Below are 21,083 nucleotides of genomic sequence, written 5' to 3'. Positions count from 1 at the left end.
CAAAAAGATAGCCAAAAGGTTTAAAACATGAGCTTTTAAGCTGATCAATTGATGTTTTACCAGAGATATAACGTTGGGATGACGAAGGGCGATTTTGTGGTTTATTGTACTGACTAAAGGTAAATAAACCTGATGGGAGTGGGCATCCCGATTCTTCATCGGGATAAAACGAACAGCAGGACTATCGGAACCGAAGAACCACAGCCCTAGCTTTTCGAAAAAAAACTTTGTGCCTTCGTAGTAAAAAAGCGGGCACAAAAAAAGCGCCCCGATACATCGGAGCGCTTATATATTTTAAGAAATTAACCTCTTATTTTTTCTCGGCAGAGCTACCCAGATCAATTACGATCGGAGTAGAGATACATAGTGATGAGTATGTACCGATGATACGACCGATTAACAACGCGAAGATAAATCCGCGGATGCTATCGCCACCGAAAACAAAGATTACCAATAATACGAAAAATACGGTTAATGAGGTTAAGATGGTACGACTTAATGTACTGTTTAACGCGAAGTTGATTAAATTGTTACGGGCTTCGCCATGTAAATCTTCTTTACCAGATTCTTTTAATTTCTCACGGATACGGTCGAATACAACAACAGTCTCTGTCATGGTGTAACCCATTACTGTTAAAATTGCTGCGATAAAATCCTGACCAATTTCTAATGAGAATGGCATAATACCATCTAAAATAGTGTAGAAAGATAATACCATTAACACATCATGGAACAATGCGATTACCGCACCTAAACCATACTGCCATTTTTTGAATCGTACTACGATGTAGATAAACATGAATAAACATGAGATCAATACCGCATAGAAAGCACCGTTTACAATATCACTTGCAATGATAGGCGTTACTTTTTGTGAGCTTACGATTTCATATTTAGAACCTGCTAAACCTTTGTTTAAAGCATCCTCTACAACTTTATCAGTTTTAATATCCTGATCTTCGATGTGGAAAGTAGTGGTAATTTTTACCTGGCTATCTTCACCTGCAGTTTTAACCTCAGGCGTTTCGTTACCGAAAACCGGGTTTAACTTAGTTTTTAAATCTTCAGTGTTAACAGCTTTATCGAAGTGAACCAAGTAAGTTCTACCGCCTTTAAAGTCTACACCTAAGTTTAAACCGCCATTTTTGAAATACATACCAATACCAGCAATAATAATGATGGTAGAGATTACGTAGTAAATTTTACGACGGCCAACAAAGTTGAAACTGATGTTTTTAAATGCGTTACGGGTAATGTTGTTATCGAAACTTACATCGATTTTGCGGTTTAATAAAGATTCGAAAACTACTCTCGAAATGGCTACAGCAGCAAATAATGATGAAAGAATACCGATACATAAGGTAGTTGCGAAACCTTGAACCGGACCGCTACCGAAAACGTAAAGAATAGCACCTAAAATAAATAAGGTAACGTTTGAGTCGATAATTGAAGGCATTGCATGTTTAAAGCCCTCTTTAATTGCCGAAGCAGTGTTCTTGCCATGCGCAAGCTCTTCACGTACACGCTCAAAAATAAGGATGTTTGCATCTACCGATAAACCAATGGTTAAAACGATACCAGCAATACCAGGTAAGGTTAATACTGCACCAAGTGATACCAGGATACCAATGATGAAGAATAAGTTGATTAACAATGCGAAGTTAGCAACCCAACCTGCACGGTGATAATACAACGCCATGAAGATTAAGATTACGATGAAGGCAATTACGAATGAGATTAAACCATCGTGAATAGCTTGTGCACCTAAAGTTGGACCAACTACGTAGCTACCTGCAATACGTGCAGGAGCAGGTAATTTACCAGCTTTTAAGATGTTAGATAAATCTTTAGTATCTGCCTGAGTAAAGTTACCAGTGATTGATGAAACACCTCCAGCAATTTCGTTTTGCACGGTAGGAGCAGAATAAACCTGATTATCTAATACAATTGCAATAGATTTTTTGTTGTTTGGATCAGCAGCAGCCTCGGCAGTAATTTTTTTCCATTTTGCAGAACCTTCGCTGGTCATGTACATGGTTACTTCTGGTTTGCCTTTTTGATCAAAATCCGCACGCGAATCGCTGATTGCCTCACCACCTAAATCTGGCTTGCCATCGGCACTAACTACTTTAATTGCATATAATTCGAAAATTTTCGAACCTTCTCTAGGTTTAACACTCCACATAAATTTCATCGTAGACGGAATAGATGCAGCAACTTCAGGAAGTTTTAAGTAAGCATTAACCTTTGCAGTATCTTTTTGTAACGACATACCAACAACTGCACCTGGCATTAATTGTTGTTGCCCGTTTTGGCCTTGGTAAATCGGAAGGTTAAGAACAGCATACAATGGATTAGATTTAATCAGTTCGGCTTTAACCGCGCTCGAATCTTTTTTACCTAAACCAGCAAGTTTGCCGCCTTTAGCTGTAGTATCTTTAGCAGCAGCTTTTTCTAAACCTGCTAATTTACCACCAGCAGCCGGAGCAGCGGTTGTATCTTTAGCAGCTGGTGCATCAGCTTTTAATGTTGCCGCTAAAATTTTATTAATGTTTTCTAACAATGGTGCAACTTCTTGTACCTGGTATACTTGCCAGAACTGTAATTCGGCAGAACCTTGTAAAAGTTTAGCAATACGCTCTTTATCTTGTACACCTGGCATTTCGATTAAGATACGGTTGCTACCTTCTTGTTTTTGCATGTTCGGACTAACTACACCGAAACCATCAATACGCGAACGTAAAACTGTAAATGAACGATCGATAGCACTGGTTGCTTCTTTTTCTAAGAAAGATTCAACATCGCTATTGCTTGCACTAGGTTTTAACTGAGATGCGTTATCCTGATTAGAAAAATAATCTGCAAGTTTTACTCCAGGGCTTAATTTTTCGAATTCATCAACAAAAATTTTGATGTAATCTTTACCACCGGCATTTAATTGGATCTGTGCGTTTTGAATTGCTTTGTTGAAGTTTGCATCAGTAGGGTTACCCGCCAATGATTTTACCAACTCCGCCAACGATATCTCCATCGTTACGTTCATACCGCCTTTTAAGTCTAGACCCAAATTAATCTCTTTCGCTTTTACCTCTTGATAAGTAAATCCAACAACTGGATAAACTTTTACGGTACTCATCGAATCTAAGTAAGCCTTTTCTTTGGCTAAATCACCCTTCGCAGCGTTTTTTGCGTCTTTTTCTACCTTGGATGCTACCAAAGTAAAAGAAAGTGCGTACGCACAAACGATAGCCAATACTATCGCTATAAACTTAATAAAACCTTTTCCTTGCATTGTTTGTTTAAAATAATTTTGTCTTTCGCTGTTTTTTAACAAGTCGGCAAATCTAATTAAATTTTTAAATTATAGAACCCCTTAATTGATAATTTATTAACATTAATTTTTATCGGGCAATAATCCTTCGAGATTCATCGTGCAGAATTTATTTCGGAGAACTAAATTTAGAATGAAATTGCTTTGGAAAGCAATTGTAGCAGCTTTTGGGATTAAGTTTCCCCCGGCTGATGTTTCAACTTTTTCAACCTCTGTCATGCTAAGGCACGAAGCATCTTTTCATCTATGAGTTCTAAGGTGATTTATAGATCTTTTGTTGAAAAGCAAAACCCGCGTTTCTTCGGCCCCGATTGTCCTGCTGTCCGTTTTATTCCGATGAAGAATCGAACAGCTTATAAAATAAAGTTGCGCTTTTTGCAAAATTCTTCGCGTACTTTGCAGTTAAATTGAGTTAATCCTTTCCAAAACCTCAAAAGTATAGTCGTACTTGTTTTTTTCGTCTGCTTTGTGAGGTTCACTGCTGATAACTTTCCATTCTTTCCGGTCTATTTCTGGGAAAAAAGTATCCGCGTCGAAATTATGATGGATAGTGGTTAAATAAAGTGTTTGCGTTTTAGGTAAAGCCTGTCTGTATATCTCTGCTCCACCAACAATAAATACTGGTTTTTCTTCTGTTTTGGTAATCTCTAAAGCCTTATCTAAGCCATTTACCACTTCAACACCATCGATTTGTAAATTGGTATCTCTGGTAATCACAATATTTCTGCGGTTTGGTAACGGTCTGCCAACTGAATCAAAGGTTTTACGGCCCATCACAACCGTGTGTCCTGAAGTGGTTTGTTTAAAAAACTTTAAATCGGCCGGCATGTGCCATAAAAGCTGGTTGTTTTTGCCGATTGCGAAATTTTCGCCTACCGCTACGGCTATTGAAAGCGAAGGGCGTTTTGGTTCATTGGTCATTGGTCATTAGTTTATTAGTGTCTGCATAACACATTAAGCATAGTTTGTTACGCTTGATTCTGACATGCATCGACGGCTGAGTTACGATTTGTTTATATTTTTACCAATATACTTAATATAAGCATTAAGCTTTAAGTGGATTGTTTGTAATTCGGTATATAGTGGTATATAGTTCTGAATAACAATCTTCAGATATCAAATATCTGAAATTACCTCAGACAAATGAACCAATGGCTAATGACCCAGTGAACAAATGTTACACCGCCACTATCCCCTTAATATGCGGGTGCGCTTCGTAATTCTCCAGCGTGAAATCCTCAAATTTGAAATCAAAGATGCTTTTTACATCAGGATTGATTTTCATGGTTGGCAATGCTTTTGGCTCGCGGCTTAACTGCAGGTTAGCCTGTTCGATATGATTGTTGTATAAATGTGCATCGCCAAGGGTATGGATAAAATCTCCGGCTTCTAAACCGCACACCTGTGCCACCATCATGGTTAACAGAGCATAAGACGCAATATTAAAAGGTACACCAAGGAAAATATCTGCACTGCGCTGATATAACTGGCAGCTTAACTTCCCATCGGCCACGTAGAATTGAAAAAAGGCATGACAAGGAGGCAAAGCCATATTTTCGATTTCAGCAACGTTCCATGCAGAAACAATAATCCTGCGCGAATCGGGGTTGTTCTTTATCGTATTGATGATATTGGTAATTTGATCGATATGCTGTCCATCTGGTGTTGGCCAGCTTCTCCATTGCGAGCCGTAAACTGGTCCTAGGTTGCCGTTTTCGTCAGCCCATTCGTCCCAGATACGAACACCATTATCCTTTAAGTATTTAATATTGGTATCGCCAGTTAAAAACCAGATTAACTCATGAATAATAGATTTTAAGTGCAGTTTCTTTGTAGTCACCATCGGAAAACCTTCCTGAAGGTTAAAGCGCATTTGATATCCAAAAACGCTTATGGTTCCAGTACCGGTACGGTCGTGCTTTTGAGCGCCATGATCGAGCACATGCTGCATTAAATCTAAATATTGTTTCATACTGTTCTGATAATTTACAAATATCTAAAATTTATCAGCTGTTCGGAATCATTTTTATACACACTGTTCACTTACTAACATTGTAATGATAATTGTTTTTTGGAAATGAATGTGCTGTGCCAATGGCGGACCACCTGTCCTGCTTTTCATTTCAAGTCCTCGCTGCGCTGTGGGCTTTCCACTACAATCAGGTTTGTAATTTACGGTTTCTTCATCAACCCCGATAGAAGTAGCCACTGGCCCCTTAGCCGCGGGTGCAGCGTTACCCTGCAGCAAGGAGGTACGACGAAGCGAAGCATAAAAGCGGAACACGGGAACAAAGTGAGTGATGATTACTGCTGTTGCGATCCAAAGAGCCTAGCGATATAAAATGAAAAGAAAAACAAGCAGTAAAAAACACTTTTGTATGTTTGTAGAATGAGTTTCCAGCTTGATTAGAGATTATGGACTCAAGACTATTGACTACAGACTCACGACTAGAATGTTATCTTTTCCCAACGCAAAAATAAACTTAGGCTTAAATATCACCGAAAAACGCGCTGACGGTTACCACAACCTTGAAACCGTTTTTTATCCGATCAATATCAAGGATTCCGTCGAAATTACTGATGCGGAGGTAACCTCTTGCAAAATTCATGGTATCGATATTCCTGGCAACCCTAATGATAACCTGTGTTTTAAAGCCTATCAGTTAGTGAAAAAGGATTATGATATTCCTGCACAGCAGATCAATTTATTGAAAAACATACCAGTGGGTGCAGGCTTGGGCGGTGGTTCAGCTGACTGTGCTTTTCTCATCAAACTATTAAATGATAAGTTCAGTTTGGGCATAGCTGTTGATAAAATGGAAGATTACGCCCGCCAGTTAGGAGCAGACTGTGCTTTTTTTATCAAAAATAAACCTGTTTACGCATTTAATAAAGGCGATGAATTTGAAAAGTGCGAACTAGATTTGTCAGCCTGGTATAAAGTTTTGGTAAAACCACCCGTACACGTTAGTACGGCCGATGCTTATGCGCATGTAAAACCGCAAAAACCTTTGCAATCGTTAAAAGAAATCATACATTTGCCTCCAACAACATGGAAAAATAAGGTTATTAACGATTTCGAGCTATCGGTATTCGCAAAGTATCCCCAAATTCGTCAAATAAAAACCAGTTTATACGATGCAGGCGCAACATTCGCTTTAATGAGTGGTAGCGGCTCGTCGGTTTTTGCAATTTTCCCCGAAGCGGTTAAATTGCCCGAACTGGAGCAAAACAATTTAGTATTCTACAATATTTAGTTTGCATGGTGCACGGCGTTTTGAGCTTAGCGTTTTATTGCAAAAAATAAGAAGAATTGAATAAAAAATAAGGTTTGTAGTAATGGCCTTGATACTTAATACTAACTACTTGATACTAAGAAAAGGTTAGTAAATTGTCTCGATACCTGATACAAACTACTTGATACTAACAAAATGAACATCAATCTGGTCCGCAAAAGCGGTAAATTTAATTTTGAAGCAGAAAACGAAAGTGGTTTTACTGTAGAATTGGACGCAAAAGCTGCTATTGGCGGCGAGGGTAAAGGTTTTAGGCCTATGGAAATGCTTTTAATTGGTTTGGGCGGCTGCAGTGGTATAGATATGGTAAATGTACTTAGTAAGCAAAAAGAACCCTTAAACGACATTAAAATTGCCATCAACGCCACACGTAAAGACGAAGAAATGCCCCCGATTTTTGATGTGATCGACATCAACTTCGAGCTTTTCGGCGATTTAAGCGAGGCCAAAGTACAAAGAGCACTACAAATGACTTTCGATAAATACTGCTCCGTATCGAACATTTTAGGCCGTTCAGCAACTATTAATTTTACTTATAAAATAAACAAATAACAAGGCTGGGAGGATAAAGTAACAAGTAGCAAGTATCGAGAAGCAAATCTTAAAAAATTATGATGACGGTTTTGTTCTCACACCACATCTTGATACTTAATACTCAAATCTTGATACCCATCCCTTGATACTCAAATCTTGATACTTAAAAATGAAATCCGAAAATTTTGAAACCATAGCTATACGCACTCAAACCGAACGTAGTTTACACAAAGAGCATTCATCGCCAATTTATCTGACTTCGAGTTATAAGTTTGAAGATGCAGAAGAAATGCGTGCTTTGTTTGCCAACGAAAAGGAAGGGAATGTATATAGCCGTTATTCAAATCCAAATACATCAGAGTTTATCGAAAAAATGTGCCTTTTAGAAGGTGCAGAAGATGGTTTTGCTACGGCAACCGGTATGGCTGCTATTTTTACTACTTTCGGTGCTTTCTTAAAAAATGGCGATCATTTGGTGTCAAGCCGTTCTGTTTTTGGTTCTACGCATCAGTTATTAACCAATGTGTTTTCTAACTGGGGTGTAACTTTCGATTATGCAGATTTAGATAAACCACAAGACTGGGAGGCTTTGATTAAGCCTAATACCAAAATGATTTTTGTTGAAACACCATCTAACCCTGGTATAGATATCATTGATCTTGAATTTTTAGGCGATCTGGCTAAAAAACATAATGTACTGTTGGTTGTTGATAATTGCTTTGCTACGCCATATCTACAACAACCCATTAAATTTGGGGCACATATTTCTATTCATTCAGCTACGAAATATATTGATGGTCAAGGTCGTGTGTTGGGAGGCGTTATTTTAGGTACTAAAGAATTAATTGCTGATGTGATTGGTTTTGCCCGTCACAGCGGACCGGCGTTATCGCCTTTTAACGCATGGATTTTATCTAAAAGTTTAGAAACTTTGGCCATCCGTATGGACCGCCATTGCGAAAATGCGTTAAAAGTTGCAGAATATTTAGAAAAACATCCGAAAATTAAACTGGTAAAGTATCCGTTTTTACCATCACACCCTCAGTATGATATTGCCAAAAAGCAAATGAAACAGGGTGGAGGCATTGTAACCATTGTGGTTGAAGGTGGTATAGATGCTGCACGTAAATTTATGGACGGTTTGCAGATGTTCTCCATCTCCGCAAATTTAGCTGATACGCGCTCTATAGCAACACACCCTGCAACCAGTACGCACAGCAAACTTACTGAAGAGCAGCGTAATGAAGTTGGTATTGAGCAAGGTTCCATCCGTTTATCAATTGGTTTGGAGCATATCAACGATATTTTAGCTGATATTGAACAGGCTTTGGCTTAATAATTTTATAACGGATAAAATCATAAGCATTAAAAAAAATATTTTATTCAATATTTGGGTATAATAGGGTGTTTTAATTTGAAAGAACTTGATGAAAAGCTTTTTATTATTGTTATTGAGTACGGTTTTGTTTTCTTGCAATCAAAATGATAAAGGTTCTTCAACTTCTGTAAAAAAAGCGGGACTGAATTTGGAAAAAATTAATTTCAAAGAAAACCCTCTTGAAATTTTAAAATCCAAAATAGATTCAAATGTAAATGATGATTCCTATTACGTGAAAAAAGGCTATTCAATGCCTTTCGACTATCCGGTTGCTTATAAATTAGAGGCTTGGAATGGCAAAGATTCCTTTTACGGTAAAGCGTATTACAGTAAGATTATAGATAGTATTGCATATTATCAGAACATATACTTCAATAGGATCGCTTTTTTAACCCACAATAATAAAACTGTAGCGATTTTGGCCGATGCAGAAATTAAATCTGATACTGTTTACAACGAATTTGTTAAACAGTTAGAGAAGCAATTTGGTAAGCCAACTTTTAGTCCGCAAACTACTGCAGATGTTTTTTACGAATGGTCTGCTAAAGATAGGCGCGTACAAATTGATTATTCTAAAGGGGTTTCAATGAGCATGATGTCTGGTAAGAAAACAGAATTAAAGCAAACATTTAACATGCAAATGCTTATTTTTAATAGGGCCGAGGCGGCAAAAATTGATAGCATACAGCAGAAAAATTATGCTAGAACAAAGGAATATAAAGTGATGCAGGGCGATTTCAAATTGTACAAAAATGATCCTCAAAAGAATATCATTTTAATGGATAGCATACTTAATGAAAAATTTAAGTAAGGTCAATAAATCAAAGCGAGACGTGTTTGTCTCGCTTTTTTTGTATAATTTTTAAGGTAACTTTGAGTTTAATAACTGATAAGTGTAATTTCGGGCTGCTAGGTAATCTTCACAAAAAAATATTCGATCGCCTGACCAAAACATATTCCTGATGAAAATAAATAATTTTAGCTTGGTGCTTGGCTTAGCACTTTTCTTTATTGCTAAATCTACTTTTGCACAACTATGTATTGTTCCTCAGCCCGAATCGCTCAAGCTATTGCCGGGTAATTTTGTCTTTTCTGCCAGCACCACCATTTCAGCGAATGCTGATAGTATTTTTTCGATTGCCATCCAGGAGATTTATCTGCTCAAAAAAGATCGGGCGAATGGTGCTGCCAATAGGGTTTTGTTCACCAAGGATACCAATTTAAAACCAGAAGCCTATAGCTTGCGTATTGCTCCTACACAGATTATCATTACTGTAAGCGATAAGTTGGGTGCTTTTTGGGCAGTACAAACCCTTAAGCAGTTGGCTGCTGCAAATGCTTTTAAAACCAATAATACCTGGACATTACCTGCATTGGAAATAAACGATCGCCCCAAATTTTCATGGCGTGGCATTCATTTAGACGTTTCCCGTCATTTTTTTGACATCGATTACCTTCATCGTTTTATCGATCGGCTTTCCTTTTATAAGTTTAATAAATTTCATTGGCACCTTACCGATGATCAGGGTTGGCGAATTGAAATCAAGAAATATCCCGAGCTAACGGCTAAAGGGGCATGGAGAAAATTAAATAATCAAGATTCTGCCTGTTTAAAACTGGCTACTACCAATCCAGATTACAATATTCCTGAAAAACATTTCAAAATGATAAATGGGGAAAGAATGTATGGTGGGTTTTATACGCAGGAAGAGATCAAAGAACTGGTATCATATGCAACCAGCAAAGGGGTTGAAATTATCCCGAGATAGACATGCCCGGCCACATGCAAGCCGCAACAAAACAGTTTCCGTGGTTAACCTCAACGGGATCGGTGCAAAAGGAAAAAAGTTTCACAGATCCAATCTGTCCATGTAAAGAAACTACTTTCGAATTTGCTGAAAATATTTTTAAGGAGATAGCCCATCTGTTTCCTTCGAAGTATATTCATTTAGGAGCAGATGAAGTTGAAAAAAGTAGCTGGAAGAATATTCCTGAATGTGAAGCATTAATGCATAAGGAAAACCTTAAGAATATTGATGAAATCCAGAGTTACTTCGTAAAACGGATGGAAAAATACTTCAACAGCCTGGGTAAAGAACTGATTGGCTGGGATGAAATTTTAGATGGTGGCGTTTCGCCAACTGCTACGTTGATGTATTGGCGTACCTGGATTCCGACGGCCCCTAAACATGCTGCAGAGAAAGGTAATCGTTTAATTATGACTCCAGGCGAATATTGCTATTTTGATGCACAACAAGATAGTCATTCGTTGAAAAAGGTGTATGGCTTTAATCCGGTTGGCTTCGGACTTAACGAAAACGAGCAGAAATATGTTTTAGGTGGGCAGGCCAATATTTGGACAGAATACATTCCATCAGAACAAAGGCTGGAATATATGGTTTTCCCACGCATGTTGGCGATGAGCGAAGTTTTATGGGGTCATCAGCAGGATTTTGATAGGTTTAGTTGGAAAATGGGACAGCAATATGAAATTCTGAGTAAATTAGGGATTAATTACCGCTTTGCTGATCTTAAGGGTTTTACGGATCATAATGTATTTCTTACATCTACATCTCTCCGTATCGAAATGCCTCAAAATACGGTTGTTCGCTACACTACCGATGGAACTGAACCCAAAATAACCAGCCTGCGTTATGATAAACCAGTGTACATTAATAAAAATCTAACTATTAAGGCGGTAATATTTGGTGCGAATGGTAGAATGGGTGATGTTTTTACGATAAACTATGTGCAAAGTAATTATCTAAATGCTGTTCAACTTAAAAATCCAAAGCCAGGCTTAGCGTTTAGCTATTTCCCGAAATTTTATAAGACTGTAAATTTAATATCTGAGGCTGATAAAACTGAGGTGGCAACAACGCCGGCCATAGAGATTCCTGTTCAAAATAAAGCAGGAAGTTTTGCTACCCGCCATCAAGGTTATTTTTATGCTGCTGAAGATGGTATTTATTCATTTTTCCTACGGTCTGATGATGGAAGTATGCTTAAAATGCAAAATAAAACCTTGATTGACAATGATGGAATGCACTTTGCCATTGAAAAATCTGCGCAAATTGCATTAAAAAAAGGGTATCATCCTTTTGAACTATTATTTCTTGAAGGTGGCGGTGGATATACCCTGGAGCTAGAATATAGCCTTAATTCAGGAAAACGCAAAGCTGTGTCTTCAACAGATTTTTTTATGGAATAACAGCAGGATTTTTGTAGGATACCATGAACGATATTACTTTTATTCTTTCCGAGCTAGAATCCATCAGCGAGCCTGATTATTTAAAAAAGATGGCTCATTTTGGGATCGATATTTCCAAAGCTTTCGGTATCAGGGTACCAAATATAAGGAAGCTGGCCAAACATATTGGTAAAAACCAAGCGCTATCTTTATTGCTTTGGGAAACCGGATTTCATGAGGCCCGGCTTTTAGCAACCTTTATCGGTGATTATAAAGAAGTCGCAGAAGCGCAAATAAATGCGTGGACAAAAGATTTCAACTCTTGGGATATATGTGACCAGGCTTGTGGGAATCTTTTCGTTAAAACGCCTTATTTTAAGTCGAAGGTTTTTGAGTTTGCCCAGGCCGAAGCAGAATTTGTGAAACGTACCAGTTTTGTGTTGATGGCCGAGGCAGCTGTACACCTTAAAAAAGAACCCAACGAAACTTTTTTAAGTTTTCTTCCAATTATTGAAAGAGAGGCTTATGATAACCGGAATTTTGTTAAAAAGGCCATAAACTGGGCATTGAGGCAAATTGGCAAACGAAATGCTTTCCTGCATGAGCAGGCTATCGAAACCGCAAACAACATACTTGCTCAAAACAATAAAAAAGCAAACTGGGTAGCTTTAGATGCCTTGAGAGAGCTTAACAGCGATGCGGTGCTTGCCAGACATACTAAACACCCTGCACACTAAACGCGCTAAACTTTCTTATCCTACATCAACGCCCGGCAAACATCGCTGATGTAGATTTGTATCATAAATAAGAAAGGAAATTTATGTCACAGTTTATTTTGCACAAAGAAAACACCCGCGGTCATGCTAATCATGGTTGGTTAGATGCACACCATTCATTCAGTTTTGCTAATTACTACAATCCAGAAAGGATGCACTTCGGAGTTTTAAGGGTTTTAAATGACGACAGTATTGATGGTGGAATGGGCTTTGGCTCGCACCCACACGATAATATGGAAATTATTACCATTCCATTGGCTGGTGCTATTGCACACAAAGATAGTATGGGTAATTCGGCTGTAATTAAAAATGGAGAAATCCAGGTAATGAGTGCCGGAACAGGTGTTAGCCATAGCGAGTTTAATGCAAATGCAGATGAGCAATTAAATTTATTGCAGATCTGGTTGTTTCCGAACAAGAAAAACGTTACCCCACGTTACGATCAGCAAACACTGGATGTTGCAGCAAGGCACAATAATTTTCAGCAGATTTTATCGCCAAACGCTGATGATGCTGGTGTATGGATCCACCAGGATGCCTGGTTTTCGTTAGGTAAGTTTGATGAAGGCTTTGAAACTGAATACAAAATCAAAAAAGCTGGAAACGGTGTTTATGCTTTCGTTATCAATGGAGAAGTAACCATAAACGGGCAAGTGTTAAGCAAAAGAGATGGTTTAGGTATTTGGGATACAGATAGCATCAGTTTTAAAGCCAATACTGCTGGAGCAGAAGTTTTACTAATGGATGTTCCCATGGAACTGAATTAATTTAGAAAAATCGTCATTTCGACAGAAGTGTTTCAAAGGAACTCCTTTGGAGGAGAAATCTTGGAGTAGAGACCAAATTTTTCCTACCGATGAAAATTGGTGTACCGATCGGAATGGCGATTTCTTTTTTTGATATATTTTTAAACTTAAGACTATGCAAACTACTATACTTTATATTGGCCGGGATACAGAAATTACTGCAGTAATGAACCGCTTGTTAAACGCAAGACCAGAGTGGAAAGGTATCTGCATATGCTCAGATGATGAGGCAATTTCCATTTGCAAAGAACAGCAGGTTGATCTTGTTCTGCTCGGAAACGGAATTGATGCTGAATGTGAAAAAGCATTAAGATCAAAACTGACAGGGATTAAACCCGGCCTGAAAATTATCCAGCATTATGGTGGAGGTAGTGGATTATTGTATGGCGAGGTAATGTCGGCACTTTAATTACGAAAAAAAATATCCGTCATTTCGATAAATAATCTATTGCATAAAAACCAATGTGATTGACAGAAAGTTTAAGAAGAGCATTATCCCCAGTCGCCGTCATCTCGAGCGAAGTGTAACGAAACCGAGAGATCTATCGAAGCAGATCTCTCCATTTCACTGCGTTCCAGTTGAGATGACGATTTTGCTATTGAGTATCAGATCGTAGGACCCTACAAATCCTAACTCTTAGCTGATATAATCTCTGTCCTCTTCACTCAATTCTTTTTTATTCGAAGTGGGTTTGTTTCTTTCGATCTCATCATCATAACTGCTAACCGTTTTTCTTGGTCGGCCCACAACAAAGCCAATGATAAAACCGATGATGATGCAGATACCGATAACCAGAAGTTTAGAAACTGGGACAGTGGTAACCAGGAAATCGAAATCTACAGGTTCGGTATTCACCATTAAAAAAATGGTTAGCAATGCTGTCAGTATAATGATCGAAATTGTTTTTGCACTCATGGTTTTAAAAGCTATAATTAAATGAAAACTCTAATATCGGATTTTGATTGTAAATCTGATTAACAAAAACCAATCTTGCTCCTAGATCTACAACAGGTTGATAGCGCAAAAGGTTTACACTGGTGTTTAATTCTACCCCATAAGTTTTCGGATCGTTAAAGGTTGTGCCTTTTCCAATGTTCTCATAATGGCAAAATAAACCTGCCCTAAAATTTCTAACATAAGCGAGAGGACCCAACTCCCAATCGGGAAAAGCAAATGGGAAACGATAATTGAAAAGCAGACTATTTTGTAATTTACTTTTCGCCAAAATATTGTTGTATCCGTAAACGGTTGCAATCTCGGTTGCGTACTGATTTACCCCACTTGCTTTTTGGTAATTGAAGCTGGCTAAAAATGAATGGTTTTTTGCAAAACCTGGAAAGTAAAGGAAGCTTTCGAGGGCTAAAATTTCTCCTTTTAAATTTTTGTCAAAAGGTTGGTGATTGTAGGTTACCCTAAACACTTGCGCCCACTTGGGTGCAATATCTCTTTCCGTAGTGCGTACATTGTGGTTGAAAGTGAAATTGTATTCCAGCGGAAATTTAAGCTCGCGTATAAAACCGGTAGGCATATTCTCTGGCAAGTATCTTTGCGTAAAACTGGTTGCCGTATTTAGCGTAAAAACATAGTTCTCATTGCGCATGTTAAACGAAAGCGGAACCGACGCATTAAGTTTGATATAGTTCTCCCTCCAATCGCCTTGTTGTGTCGTGTTTTTAGTCCTGTAGAACGCTCTTTTCGGACGGTTGCGGTACAATACACTAAATACAGGATAAAGTGCCTTATAGCTAATATCTGCTGTGTACTCAAAACGTTTTAAATCGCGGTGGTATTTTGCGCCCGTATAAAAGTCCATCGTGTTAAGCAGGTTGTTTGATTGTAACTCCAAACCAAAAACATATTCGTTGTCGATCACGGGAATAATGCTGTGGAAACTGAAAAGATTTAAAGCCTGATGATAGCGTTTTGTTTGATAGGTGCTGTCTGGTATCTTGTCGAAAACATTTCCTACATTTTCCTGCTTTTCTGCAGCTGCTGAGAAATCGATAAAGTTGTTTTTGCCAATTGGTTTTTCTGTTAATGCGGCCTCGGCTATTTCGTAACCATTAATTTTATAATTGTTAAAAATAATTTTTCCATTAGTGGTTTCGGTAGGGTTAAAGGCTCCATACTTGGAGGCGCTGAGCGCATTTATTTTTTTCGAATCAGGATCTATGCTGTAGATATTATCGATCCCATTAAATTGCGCATTGAAAACAATTTTGTTGCTTATAAAAACCGGTCGGCTTAGCTGTTGTCTGCTGTCCGAAATCAGCTTTGATTTTTTTTCTCCATCAATCAGCCATAAAGTCTTTCCTTTCTCACTAACACTGATATAAGTAATTTTATTTCCTGATTCATCGAAGGAAGGTGTCTGCAAGATTTCATTTTCAAGGTTAGGATAAGTCCTTATAATTTTTCCCGAATTAGCATCCAGTACAACCAGGTTAAACTGATTGTTTAGCTCTACTTTTGAAGCGATGATTTTCTTCCCGTCGTTAGAAAGGCTGGGAGAGAAAAGCCTACTTTTACTACTTAATTTACTGAATTTTTTAGTCTTTAAATTGTACGAGCAGATTACACTATAGCTCCGCTGTTTGTATCGAGGATCGTAGCGTATTTCATCCCAAATTAAAAGGTCGTTTTTTAAACTAAACCAAGGCTGTTCCTGATAACCAATTCCGAATAATTTTTGCTCCGATTTATCCTTATTAATAATCACAAAATATCGTGCGTCTGTTTTGCTTTCTTTTAGCGCTAATACCTGGGTTTCATTTAGCCGGACAGGAAGGAAATAATCGGTTGCCAAATCGGTTTTTTTATTTAAGCTTTCATAACTTTCTGTAACAGATTTTTCGTCCTGTATTTTCCATTTTTCAGCAAGCTTGTTTTGGGTGGAAAGAAAGTAGGCTCTGGAATTTTGCTTCGTAAATTTTTTTAAGCTCTGCGAAAAGGGGTACGGCCTTACAGGTCTTTTTCTAATGTCGCTAAGTATGCTATCGGAAATGAACTGTCCATATTTTTCTTTCATATCCGATACCATCAAATATCCGGTTTGGTAGTAGCCGGGAGTTACGTCTTTGTTCGAGCCAAAATAGGCTTTGCTGTAAGAGATTTTTTTGCCCTCCAAAATTGAAGTCCGATATGGCATAATCCAGTTGGGCTGTCTGCCTCTGCCCGAATTAGTCAGGGCAGTTTCGTTAACCACTGCGTCGCCCTCGAAAAACCAGGTAGGGATACCTGCACCAAAGTAAGCGAAGTAAACCAGTTCAGGGAAGGGGTGTGCTTGCGTTCCTGTCAATTTGTCAAACTGGGCAATGTGCCTTAGCTCATGTACTGCCAGGTTGTTTAACCAATCCTGGCTGTCGAAAAACTGAGGTGGGGTTGCATAGAATTCAGACTTCTTAGGTGCAAGCTGAACGAAGCCGTTTGCTACGGTTCCGCGGTTCTGGAGTAGGAGTGGAATAACGGTTTTTTGCTGCCTTAAACCGAGCCCGATTTTGGGGTAGATAAAGGGTAGGGTATTGGCCATTCTTTGGGCTTCTTTTTCCAGTTCTTGCGGATAGATGATTTTAAAGCCGCCCGAATAAATATAGTTCCATTTTACACTAAGTGGGTTTTGTGCAGTGCTGAAAATCTGTCCAAAAACCGATAGTGATGTTAAACTTAATGTAGCTGCACTTAAGTACTTGATAATTAGTTTTTTGTTTTGTTTATTTAAATTCATCTAAATTCTTTGCTAAAATATTTAGTTTTTTGAAATTTGAAACTGTTGATTTTTGTAAATATTTAATTTATATAAAATTGTTTAACTTATTGATTTTTAAATATTAATTAAATTTATATAAATCCTTTATTTGTTGTTTTTGCCTTTATTTTTTATTGAATTTTATAGCTGATTTGAGCTTTGATCAATATTTTTGAACACATTATATTTATTAATTTAATTTACACTTATTAATCGATTTTCTTTAAAAATTTTACTGCCTTTTTAAATTTTTGTATGGTTTTTCAAAAATCGATCAAGCTTAGTTAGTAGCTTAAAATGCCGTTGGATTTTTGTGATTATTGCAAATATTTTTAAGCTTTAAATCCTGGGAAGATTGTCTGGATTTCGGTTGGGATCATCTGCTTTAAAATTCACTTTAAGCATGCTGAAATCTGCTTCAGAATTGTGCGCTGTATGTGATACCTTAAAGCAAAATGTATAGCGTAAATAGGCTGTTTAAAATTCTTGTGAATATTTGAGATTATATTTTTATGACAAAATGTCATTATTTTTTATCAATTACTTGAACGGTTTTTTTCAGGTATTTCCTATTGCTTTTCTCATTTGTTATCTGATTTTGATGAATATTGTGCAGGTGAAATGCCAGTTCGGTTAGCTTAAATTGTGCATTAATTACAATTTTTAGCCTCATTTTCTGGTGCAAAATTTGATCTCGAAGACAGAAATTGTATATTTTTTGGCCCTTTTAAACCCTAAAATCTGCAATAATTTGACCTTATAATGCAATTTCCTGACGATATTCATGAGTAGAGGTGTTTTCAGAATGTTTTAAGGAAATTTTCAATTTTACGCTAAAAAACGTGTCTGTTAATGCTTAAACGAGGTTTTTTCTCTTTTAGATTTTGTTCTCTTGAAACTCTAAATAAATGGCTTTTTCTCTTTGGCATGGGAAAAAGCAAGCTAAAAGTTAGGCTTACAACTGTAATTTTTACCAATATTTTTATGCTGATTGAGCTTGAAATACCTTATCTTTTTGCACTCGGTTGGCCAGATTTTATTGTGGTTGAAAACTATCCTGAACTGGAGATTAGGATGGTTTAGACAATTCATTCTGGTTTACTTATGATTTGGTAATTCAGGGTTGTATGGAATTTAACTAGAAAATACCTTGCATCTGGTGTCGATTTTAAGCAAGAATTTTGACTCTTTTTTCTTGTTGTTTTCGTTCCGTTTTTGCTTATTTAAATTAACTTTTTACTACGGTTTATGATCACTTTAATTATCCGCTTTCTGTGATGAATTTTGTTAATTATTGTCTTTGATTTTTGCCTTTTTTATAGGCTTGTTTTTTGCTAAATCTATATGGTAAATAGCGCAATAAAAACTTATAATTACGCTGCTATTTTGGCTTTGAAATAGTGGTTATTTTGATCAATTTTTTATTATAATTTTCATTTTTTTTTGCGCTAAATATAGTCCTAAATTAAGGGTTTTATTTGATCACTACTTCCGTTAGTTGATTAATGAATTCTGTCCATAAACATTAATTCAGATCAATAATTTGGAGTGGCGATTCATTCTCGGTTTAGGTATGTTTTTACATGAATAATTCTATCCTCGTGGTGATATGCATGACTATGGTCAATCACTATTTTTGGTCTTTCACTTCTGAATAGATTACATTGTTTAAGCTGTAATTCTTCTTACTTATATCTGTCGTTTTCGTTGTGATGGTTTGATGGAGTTTAATCATGTGGCATACCTCACCCGTTAAATTTTTGATGTTTCGGACGGTTGTTCGCTGCTATTGATGATTTGATTTTTGTACGTCTGTATAAGGCGAACTGGAGGTTTTTATAATACCAAGTAAACGTAATGATGACTAGCTTTAATAAGCTTTCTTATTGCGCTCTTGCTTAGCTTTATCAAGAGATTTAAAGAAGAGGATTTGGGTATTGAGCCTGATCAATAAAAAATAAATGCGGTCAATAAATACAGCTGAAGTTGTCCGTTAAGTTGATACGATTCAATAGAAACTTTGAATTATATGGTTTGTATCTACAATTGATTTTTTCTCTTTTTGTAGATCGGATAGAGAAAAATAGAGGCCAGGATAATCGTTGCGCCGATATAAAATCCACCAGTCATTTGCTCTTTGCTTTGAAAAAAAACGAAGGCTAATACTATTCCGTAAACAGGCTCCAGGTTGGTAATTAATGCTACTCTAAAAGCCGATAAAGTTCTCATTACCGCAACACCTGCAACATAGGCAACGGATGTACAAAGCGTGCTGAGAAGAATCAGGTAGAACCAGTTTTTAGCACTTAAGTTAAATGCCGTATGCAGCAGCGTGCCATCATATAAGCGATATAAAGTGATCCAGAATAAGGCACCAATAAGCTCATAAAAACTGATGATGGAAGGTTCGCTTTTTTGTACCAAAGTAGAATTTATGGTTGAAAAAAGGCTCGATGCAATTGCCGCTAGCAAGCCAAAAACAATTCCTAAAGTATATTTTCCTTCAAATTTAAAGATCATGTATATTCCCAGAATGATTAATAAACCGATCAGAATATCGCCCATTTGTATCGGCTGTTTTTTAATCAACGGTTCTAAAATTGCTGTAAATAAAGTAAAGGAAGAGAGGCAGACCAAGGTTACCGAAACAGTAGAAACTTTAATGGCGTGAAAGAAAAATATCCAGTGAATGGCTACAATTCCTCCTGTTAAAAAGAATTGAATGAACTGTTTTTTAGTGATCTTAATGTTCTTTTTGGTGATTAAAAACCACGCAAAAAGTGTAGCTGCGGCAATCAATACCCGGTACCAAACCATGGGCACTGCATCGATAGAAATTAATTTGCCGAGCACACCTGTAAAGCCCCAAACAAATACAGTAAGATGAAGGATGAGTAAATTCTTTTTGGTAACGTCCATCGTTATTTTGGTGCTTTTCTCAATAGGTAAAAACCTAATAAGCCAAAGAATAATGTAGGCATAATAACAGCAGCAAAAGGAGGTAATCCACCCTTAGTAGAAAACATCTGCGTGAACTGATTAAATACAATATAAGCGAAGCTAATAAAGATTCCGATACCTAAAGATACACCAACGCCTCCACGTACTTTGCGTGACGAGAGCGCCACGCCAATCAGCGTTAATACGAAAGCAGAAAGCGGGTGTAGGTAGCGTTTATACTTTTCAAACTGAAGGTCGTTCATTATCCCGGTTCCGCGGATTTTTTCTTTCCTGATCTTATCAGAAAGCTCCTTAGTGGTTAAATTTTGCACCACATTGTCGTATGCTGAAAAATCATCCGGACGCATATCGAGTATGGTGTCTTTTTGCTTCCCGTTGCCATAAATCATGGTTTCTTTTAAGCCGTCAATCTTACGGATGGAGTAGTTATTTAACTGCCACTTTCGTTTAAGTGAATCCCATTTTATATTTTCTGCAACGATCTTTTTGGTGAGTACATCTCCACTAAAATTATCTAAAGAAAACCGGTATCCCGAATTCGTTTTGTTGTCGAAATTATCAATGTAGATATAGGTTTTGTCATCCAGTTTCATATGGATGTTTGATTTTGTGGAAGGATCATTACGTTTTACATACGTATTCTCGAAACTATTTTTTAGGGTATTGGTATAAGGGAGGATGTATAGATTTGAAAGTAAGTTGGCTGAGAAAATAATCGTAGCCGACACCAGGTAAGGGAATAAAAAGCGGTTAAAACTCACGCCGCCACTTAAAATTGGTACAATTTCAGTCTGATCGGCCATTTTTGCAGTAAAGAAAATTACCGCAATAAAATTGATCAGGGGTGAAAGCATATTCACATAAAAAGGAATAGAGCCTGCATAATATTTAGAGAGGATTCCCCAAAAACTCAGGCCACTTTTCATAAAATCATCCATCTTTTCAGATAGGTCGAACACAACAATAATGATCACAAAAATGGCAAGGGTATAAATAAATGTACCCAGGTATTTCCCGATAATATACTGATCGATGATTTTTATCCTTCCTTTTAACAGATTCATT

The 21,083-nt window shown here is 37.2% G+C and carries 17 protein-coding genes and 1 pseudogene; 10 read left to right on the top strand and 8 right to left on the bottom strand.

The features are described 5' to 3' along the window. Positions 1-310: 310 nt before the first annotated feature. The 4 genes from secDF to H9N25_RS12595 form a co-directional block, all read right to left on the bottom strand. Complete coding sequence (secDF, locus tag H9N25_RS12610; RefSeq protein WP_190326105.1) at positions 311-3,292, bottom strand: protein translocase subunit SecDF; 2,982 nt, start codon at positions 3,290-3,292, stop codon at positions 311-313. A gap of 441 nt (positions 3,293-3,733) precedes the next feature. Continuing rightward, on the bottom strand, positions 3,734-4,252 hold the full coding sequence (locus tag H9N25_RS12605) for a dihydrofolate reductase (RefSeq protein ID WP_190326104.1): 519 nt from the start codon (positions 4,250-4,252) through the stop codon (positions 3,734-3,736). Between the two features lie 256 nt (positions 4,253-4,508). Next, entirely contained in the window at positions 4,509-5,303 is a 795-nt protein-coding gene (locus H9N25_RS12600) for a thymidylate synthase (protein WP_190326103.1), read from the bottom strand. A gap of 54 nt (positions 5,304-5,357) precedes the next feature. Further along, a complete protein-coding gene (locus H9N25_RS12595; RefSeq protein ID WP_190326102.1) occupies positions 5,358-5,615 on the bottom strand; it encodes a hypothetical protein in 258 nt (85 codons plus the stop codon). 169 nt (positions 5,616-5,784) lie between these two features. Here H9N25_RS12595 and ispE point away from each other — a divergent pair, with 169 nt between their 5' ends. The 9 genes and pseudogenes from ispE to H9N25_RS12550 all read left to right on the top strand — a co-directional run bounded on the left by ispE (position 5,785) and on the right by H9N25_RS12550 (position 13,720). Next, positions 5,785-6,588 (top strand): 4-(cytidine 5'-diphospho)-2-C-methyl-D-erythritol kinase, encoded by an 804-nt coding sequence (gene ispE, locus H9N25_RS12590; protein WP_190326101.1) that lies wholly within the window; start codon positions 5,785-5,787, stop codon positions 6,586-6,588. 174 nt (positions 6,589-6,762) lie between these two features. Next, positions 6,763-7,179, top strand: a complete 417-nt coding sequence (locus tag H9N25_RS12585; protein ID WP_190326100.1) for an OsmC family protein — start codon at positions 6,763-6,765, stop codon at positions 7,177-7,179. A gap of 151 nt (positions 7,180-7,330) precedes the next feature. Then, positions 7,331-8,497, top strand: a complete 1,167-nt coding sequence (locus H9N25_RS12580) for a trans-sulfuration enzyme family protein (protein ID WP_086547091.1) — start codon at positions 7,331-7,333, stop codon at positions 8,495-8,497. 91 nt (positions 8,498-8,588) lie between these two features. After that, the gene (locus tag H9N25_RS12575) at positions 8,589-9,350 is read left to right on the top strand and encodes a hypothetical protein (protein ID WP_190326099.1); all 762 of its coding nucleotides are present in this window, start codon (positions 8,589-8,591) and stop codon (positions 9,348-9,350) included. A 151-nt stretch (positions 9,351-9,501) separates the two neighbouring features. Next, positions 9,502-11,283, top strand: a pseudogene (locus H9N25_RS25455) (family 20 glycosylhydrolase). 5 nt (positions 11,284-11,288) lie between these two features. After that, positions 11,289-11,750 carry a PA14 domain-containing protein gene (locus tag H9N25_RS25450; protein ID WP_407947456.1) on the top strand — a complete coding sequence of 154 codons (462 nt, stop codon included), beginning with the start codon at positions 11,289-11,291 and terminating at the stop codon, positions 11,748-11,750. 23 nt (positions 11,751-11,773) lie between these two features. Beyond that, positions 11,774-12,466, top strand: coding sequence for a DNA alkylation repair protein (locus tag H9N25_RS12560; protein ID WP_190326096.1), 693 nt, complete (start codon positions 11,774-11,776; stop codon positions 12,464-12,466). An 83-nt stretch (positions 12,467-12,549) separates the two neighbouring features. Beyond that, the gene (locus tag H9N25_RS12555; RefSeq protein WP_167295084.1) at positions 12,550-13,272 is read left to right on the top strand and encodes a pirin family protein; all 723 of its coding nucleotides are present in this window, start codon (positions 12,550-12,552) and stop codon (positions 13,270-13,272) included. Positions 13,273-13,426: 154 nt separating this feature from the next. Then, positions 13,427-13,720, top strand: coding sequence for a response regulator (locus tag H9N25_RS12550; protein WP_190326095.1), 294 nt, complete (start codon positions 13,427-13,429; stop codon positions 13,718-13,720). A 228-nt stretch (positions 13,721-13,948) separates the two neighbouring features. Here H9N25_RS12550 and H9N25_RS12545 read toward each other — a convergent pair whose 3' ends face one another. Beyond that, positions 13,949-14,227 (bottom strand): lipopolysaccharide assembly protein LapA domain-containing protein, encoded by a 279-nt coding sequence (locus H9N25_RS12545; protein ID WP_167295082.1) that lies wholly within the window; start codon positions 14,225-14,227, stop codon positions 13,949-13,951. Between the two features lie 4 nt (positions 14,228-14,231). Then, complete coding sequence (locus H9N25_RS12540; protein ID WP_190326094.1) at positions 14,232-17,036, bottom strand: TolB family protein; 2,805 nt, start codon at positions 17,034-17,036, stop codon at positions 14,232-14,234. A gap of 948 nt (positions 17,037-17,984) precedes the next feature. Here H9N25_RS12540 and H9N25_RS12535 point away from each other — a divergent pair. Next, complete coding sequence (locus tag H9N25_RS12535; protein WP_190326093.1) at positions 17,985-18,140, top strand: hypothetical protein; 156 nt, start codon at positions 17,985-17,987, stop codon at positions 18,138-18,140. 957 nt (positions 18,141-19,097) lie between these two features. On the opposite strand, the gene H9N25_RS12530 is transcribed toward H9N25_RS12535, so the two are convergent. After that, positions 19,098-19,976, bottom strand: a complete 879-nt coding sequence (locus tag H9N25_RS12530; protein ID WP_190326092.1) for a DMT family transporter — start codon at positions 19,974-19,976, stop codon at positions 19,098-19,100. A 2-nt stretch (positions 19,977-19,978) separates the two neighbouring features. Further along, positions 19,979-21,082 carry an LptF/LptG family permease gene (locus tag H9N25_RS12525; RefSeq protein WP_190326091.1) on the bottom strand — a complete coding sequence of 368 codons (1,104 nt, stop codon included), beginning with the start codon at positions 21,080-21,082 and terminating at the stop codon, positions 19,979-19,981. Between the last annotated feature and the right edge of the window lies 1 nt (position 21,083).

The sequence above is a fragment of the Pedobacter riviphilus genome (genome assembly GCF_014692875.1).
GTDB lineage: Bacteria > Bacteroidota > Bacteroidia > Sphingobacteriales > Sphingobacteriaceae > Pedobacter > Pedobacter riviphilus.
Note: the sequence above shows the minus strand (reverse complement) of the source record. Positions and strands in the feature narration are given on the sequence as shown.

Excerpts from the sequence above, each read along its gene's own strand:
- secDF (WP_190326105.1), bottom strand. The coding sequence starts at position 3,292 with ATGCAAGGAAAAGGTTTTATTAAGTTTATAGCGATAGTATTGGCTATC.
- H9N25_RS12605 (WP_190326104.1), bottom strand. The coding sequence starts at position 4,252 with ATGACCAATGAACCAAAACGCCCTTCGCTTTCAATAGCCGTAGCGGTA.
- H9N25_RS12600 (WP_190326103.1), bottom strand. The coding sequence starts at position 5,303 with ATGAAACAATATTTAGATTTAATGCAGCATGTGCTCGATCATGGCGCT.
- ispE (WP_190326101.1), top strand. The coding sequence starts at position 5,785 with ATGTTATCTTTTCCCAACGCAAAAATAAACTTAGGCTTAAATATCACC.
- H9N25_RS12585 (WP_190326100.1), top strand. The coding sequence starts at position 6,763 with ATGAACATCAATCTGGTCCGCAAAAGCGGTAAATTTAATTTTGAAGCA.
- H9N25_RS12580 (WP_086547091.1), top strand. The coding sequence starts at position 7,331 with ATGAAATCCGAAAATTTTGAAACCATAGCTATACGCACTCAAACCGAA.
- H9N25_RS12575 (WP_190326099.1), top strand. The coding sequence starts at position 8,589 with ATGAAAAGCTTTTTATTATTGTTATTGAGTACGGTTTTGTTTTCTTGC.
- H9N25_RS12560 (WP_190326096.1), top strand. The coding sequence starts at position 11,774 with ATGAACGATATTACTTTTATTCTTTCCGAGCTAGAATCCATCAGCGAG.
- H9N25_RS12555 (WP_167295084.1), top strand. The coding sequence starts at position 12,550 with ATGTCACAGTTTATTTTGCACAAAGAAAACACCCGCGGTCATGCTAAT.
- H9N25_RS12550 (WP_190326095.1), top strand. The coding sequence starts at position 13,427 with ATGCAAACTACTATACTTTATATTGGCCGGGATACAGAAATTACTGCA.
- H9N25_RS12545 (WP_167295082.1), bottom strand. The coding sequence starts at position 14,227 with ATGAGTGCAAAAACAATTTCGATCATTATACTGACAGCATTGCTAACC.
- H9N25_RS12540 (WP_190326094.1), bottom strand. The coding sequence starts at position 17,036 with ATGAATTTAAATAAACAAAACAAAAAACTAATTATCAAGTACTTAAGT.
- H9N25_RS12535 (WP_190326093.1), top strand. The coding sequence starts at position 17,985 with ATGGGAAAAAGCAAGCTAAAAGTTAGGCTTACAACTGTAATTTTTACC.
- H9N25_RS12530 (WP_190326092.1), bottom strand. The coding sequence starts at position 19,976 with ATGGACGTTACCAAAAAGAATTTACTCATCCTTCATCTTACTGTATTT.
- H9N25_RS12525 (WP_190326091.1), bottom strand. The coding sequence starts at position 21,082 with ATGAATCTGTTAAAAGGAAGGATAAAAATCATCGATCAGTATATTATC.